Annotated in this window: 1 protein-coding gene, 1 rRNA gene and 1 pseudogene; all 3 read left to right on the forward strand. The window is 40.8% G+C overall.

Features of this window, described 5'->3' with window-relative positions; all coding sequences use genetic code 11:
• Positions 1–82: ribosomal RNA gene (rrf, locus tag GR929_RS21650) — 5S ribosomal RNA — on the forward strand; the annotation flags it as partial.
• A gap of 66 nt (positions 83–148) precedes the next feature.
• The gene (locus tag GR929_RS21655; RefSeq protein WP_262886068.1) at positions 149–322 is read left to right on the forward strand and encodes a transposase; all 174 of its coding nucleotides are present in this window, start codon (positions 149–151) and stop codon (positions 320–322) included.
• 431 nt (positions 323–753) lie between these two features.
• Positions 754–5,362, forward strand: a pseudogene (locus GR929_RS21660) (hypothetical protein); the annotation flags it as partial.

Consider the following 5,362-nt stretch of genomic DNA (forward strand, 5'->3'; position numbering starts at 1 on the left):
TCTTCCCATTCCGAACAGAGAAGTTAAGCCCGCCAGCGCCGATGGTACTGCAGAAATGTGGGAGAGTAGGTCGTCGCCATTCTTTACCAGCCCGGTGTTCTCCAGAGCATCGGGCTTTTTGCGTTTTATATAATATCCAATAAATACAATCTCAGCTACAATCTATACACACTACAGAGAGATATTAAACTTCTTTGATAATCGAAGCACCAATGCCTCTGCTGAATCTTTCAATGCTAAACTGAAAGCTTTCAGGGCAACTTTAAGAGGTGTAAAGGATATTACTTTCTTCCTTTTTAGAGTCGCGAAGATTTATGCTTAAGAACGATATCCCCAGAAATATGAATTGATCCGATTTCGTTACCAGTATATCCCTACTGTACTTCTTATTCTTAATAAACTCCATATCAGTTTAATTCTTATTGACATTTATTACCTTTATTGACGTATATTAACAGTTTTGTGTTGATAAGCAACGTCTGCCGTAATCTGTTTAGAACAAGTATAAGTAAGATCTTGCATGTTTTAATAGCTGAAATAGGTGTTTAGATATCTGAAAATATGGGTTTGATTGATTATTTCAGAATACCTTTTTAACATATTGACTTCATGCTTAAAACGCCGTATATTGCTAGTTCAAGTGAATTGGCGAATGATGCTTTTCGAACAATATTCGAGCCTATTTTTTCTATTCAAAACGAAATTGAATAATTACAACAGAACAAACTAGAATTGATTTATAAACGCGCGACTATGAAAAAACGATCTACTTCGGCTATATCATTGATTTGTTTTAAAATGGGGAGGACCCTTTTAATGACGAACTATTTCAAACGGATATTAATGCTCCTCTTTTTATTTATTGGAATGAATTTTTATTCTTTTGGGCAAACAGGAATAAATGATGGCGTGATGGTGGTTGATGGAAGGAAGTGTCCTGGAGAGTATTTTGATCCTAATGTCATTGATTCTGTTGGCGATGTAAGTTCGAGTTCGTCTGACATTGATAGTGTTTGGTTTTCTAGTGGAGTGCCGGGGTCGAAAAGCTTTTTCTTTTCTTTTCGAAGAGCTGCTAGTGGAGGAACAAGTCTTGCTCTTTATTTTGACATAGATGGGGATCCTGGTGATGGACCCAATGGACAAGGAGCAGATGTTGCTGTTTTTACGAATATAAAGCAAACGGGATTCACTAATCAATCAGTACAGAGGTGGAATGGTTCCAGTTGGGATGCAGACACTATTACTATTACTGGCTATGTTGGCAGTTATGTTTGTAATGGAACTGATGAACAATTTACAGAGATTTCATTCCCTTATAGTAGTTTTGGTTATAATGTATGCACAGGGGTTGATTTAAGGTTAGTAAATATTGAGACTACGACCTCTGGAGGAAAATTTAGTGCAGGGAGCACAGCTGATTCGGTAGATCCTGCCAATGCTACATTTCATATTAATGATGCCCCAACGCTGGTTAATTACGATGTTCTTCCTTCTGATGATGTTTGTGCCGGAGAATCTTTTCAGGTTGGAATTATTATTTCAGATGAAGATAGTATCAAAACGCAGGCTGATCTGGATGAGTATACCTTTCAGGTAGATACTGCCTGGGGTGGTGATACTGCTGTTTTTGATCCAGTATCTTTTACCCATACTGACATTAAGATCGATGATTTTAGTTGGAACATATATTTTGATCATGTTTATAGCTATAATAAAGATACTACCTATAGATTTGCAGTGCGAGTTTTTGATCCGTGGGGATGTGATACGACTGTTATTGCTGATACAACAATTACTGTTAATGCCAATCTTAATTCACCTGTTATTACTTGTATTGGAGGCGGTAATCAAACAGTTGGTACCAATAGTGCGTGTACTTATATTCATTCAGGAACTTCTTGGGATGCTGCTGCAACAGATGCAGACTTATGTGGGGATCCAACTGTGACTTATGAGTTAACAGGTGTAACTATGGGAACAGGCTCTTCTCTGGATAATGTTGTTTTTAATAAAGGGGTGACAACTGTTACTTGGACAGCAAGTGATGGTATTACAGCTCATGATCAAACTTGCTCGTTTACTGTAACTGTAAATGATACCGAAAAGCCTGATGCGAATTGTCAAAATGTTACGATCTATTTGGATGCTAGTGGAAGTGCAAGTATTACTCCAGCCCAAGTAGATAATGGATCTACAGATAATTGTGGAATCCAGAGTTTAAGTTTAAGTAAAACGAGTTTTAACTGTGATGATCTAGGAAATAACTCGGTGACATTAACAGTTACAGATCTTAGTGGTAATACTGGCAGTTGTAATGCTACCGTTACTGTTGTCGATAATATCAAACCTGTAATCTTAAATATTCCAGAAGATGTTTCGATAGAATGCTCTTCTTGTTTGCAGTCTTTCGAGAATCAGGATTTTGAGGAGCCTGGGATTCCCTCGAATGTTAACTCGGGTGACTGGGCCTACATAAGTGCAGATGATGTTCCAGGATGGAGTACTACTGCTTCAAACAACAATATTGAAATTCAAAGAAGTGGTGGAGTCGATGGAGTTTTGTCATACAGCGGAGATTATCATGCAGAATTAAATGGATCTGAAGTGGCTGACTTTTACCAAGAATTCTGCACCATTCCAACAACAACTTTACAAATTAGTTTTGCCCATCATAAGAGGATGGGGTGGGATTCTAGTACCAATCCTACAGATGATATCATGGAAGTATTTGCAGGCTCATCTGTTAGCTCGTTAACCTCGTTGGGCACATTCACCGCAACAAGTACTTCAGGATGGACACTACATAATATAAAGTACGATATTCCAGTAGGTCAACTTTCAACTGTAGTACTGTTCAGGGCAGTACAAGGAGCACCAGACAACCTTACCGTAGGTAATTTAATTGACGATATAACAGTGCTTACTTTGTTTTCCCCAACCGATGTTCCCGCTGCAACTGATAATTGCAGTACCACATTGTTTTTCGATGAAGAAAAAATAAATAGTACTTGTGAAGATCAATTTCAATTAGTTCGTACCTGGACTGCGGTCGATCCGAGTGGGAATACAGCTACCGCAGAACAAGTCGTAACGGTCGGGGATTTTACGAAACCTGATTTATTTGGAGTTCCTGCAGACGTGACAGTATCTTGTGATAATGTTCCGGCTGTGGCAGACGTAACAGCAACCGATAATTGTGTCGATGATGTTTCAATAATTTTTAATGAAGTTAGAACAGATGGAGCGTGCGCGAATAGTTATACCTTAACAAGAACCTGGACTGCGACTGATGCTTGTTCGAATGATACAACGGATAGTCAGGTGATTACAGTTGTGGATTCGACAGCTCCTACGTACACCGGTTCAATTGGCGAGACTACGGTTGAAGGATGTACAACATCCGATGCCCCAGCAGCAGTAACGACCGTTTCTGCTTTGGAATCGTTGACTGGGAATTTAGCTGTTTCTGATAATTGTTCAGGAGATGCAGATATGACAGTAACTAGTTCAGATGTTCCAGCTGAAACATGTCCTATCGTCATCACCCGAACATATACAGTAACAGACCAATGCAGCAATAGTGTGAATATTGTTCATACAATTAAAATAGAGGATACAATTAATCCTGATATAACAAACTGCGCAGCTGATACAACTGTTGTTCTGGATGCTAGCTGTAGTTATACGCTACCGGATTTCACAAAAGATGCAGATCTAGGAGTTACTGAGTGCAACAGTTATGTTGTGACTCAGTCTCCAGGTATTGGAACAGTGATTAGCGATACGACAAAGGTTACCTTGACAGTAACCGATCTCTGTGGCAACAGCTCCGAGTGTAGCTTTTGGGTGAATACTGACGATACAACGCCTCCAGACATCACAGCCTGTGCAGCAGATACGACAGTTGTTTTGGATGCTAACTGTGATTATGTTTTACCAGATTTCACAAGCGATGCAGATTTTGCAGTCACCGAGTGTAGCAGTTATGTTGTCACGCAGTCACCAACCGTGGGAACAGTGATCAGCGATACGACACAGGTTACTTTAACGGTGACCGATGAATACGGCAATACAGATAACTGTAGTTTCTGGATAAATACCGATGATACAACTCCTCCAGACATCACCGTTTGTGCAGCCGATACGACCGTTGTTTTGGATGCCAGCTGTAATTTCAGTTTACCGGACTTCACCAATGATGCCGACCTTGCCGTGACAGAGTGCAGCAGTTATGTTGTCAGCCAGTCACCAGTTGCAGGAACCGTGATCAGCGATACGACACAGGTTACTTTGACAGTGACCGATGAATACGGCAATACAGATAACTGTAGTTTCTGGGTAAATACCGATGATACAACACCACCAGACATCACCGTTTGTGCAGCCGATACGACCGTTGTATTGGATTCAGACTGTAACTATAGCTTGCCGGATTTCACAAAAGATACCGATCTTTCAGTAACAGAGTGTAGCAGTTATGTTGTTACCCAATCACCAACCATGGGAACCGTGATCAGCGATACGACACAGGTTATTTTAACGGTGACCGATGAATACGGCAATACAGATAACTGTAGTTTCTGGGTAAATACCGATGATACAACACCACCAGACATCACCGTTTGTGCAGCCGATACTACCGTTGTTTTGGATTCAGACTGTAACTATAGTTTACCGGATTTCACAAAAGATGCAGACCTTTCAGTAACAGAGTGCAGCAGTTATGTTGTCAGCCAGTTACCAGTTGCAGGAACCGTGATCAGCGATACGACACAGGTTACTTTAACGGTGACCGATGAATACGGCAATACAGATAACTGTAGTTTCTGGGTAAATACCGATGATACAACACCACCAGACATCACCGTTTGTGCAGCCGATACGACCGTTGTATTGGATGCCAGCTGTAATTTCAGTTTACCGGACTTCACCAATGATGCCGACCTTGCCGTGACAGAGTGCAGCAGTTATGTTGTCAGCCAGTCACCAGTTGCAGGAACCGTGATCAGCGATACGACACAGGTTACTTTAACAGTGACCGATGAATACGGCAATACAGATAACTGTAGTTTCTGGGTAAATACCGATGATACAACACCACCAGACATCACCGTTTGTGCAGCCGATACGACCGTTGTATTGGATTCAGACTGTAACTATAGCTTGCCGGATTTCACAAAAGATACCGATCTTTCAGTAACAGAGTGTAGCAGTTATGTTGTTACCCAATCACCAACCATGGGAACCGTGATCAGCGATACGACACAGGTTACTTTAACGGTGACCGATGAATACGGCAATACAGATAACTGTAGTTTCTGGGTAAATACCGATGATACAACTCCTCCAGACGTCACCGTTT

Source organism: Sunxiuqinia indica (assembly GCF_009847015.1).
GTDB lineage: Bacteria > Bacteroidota > Bacteroidia > Bacteroidales > Prolixibacteraceae > Sunxiuqinia > Sunxiuqinia indica.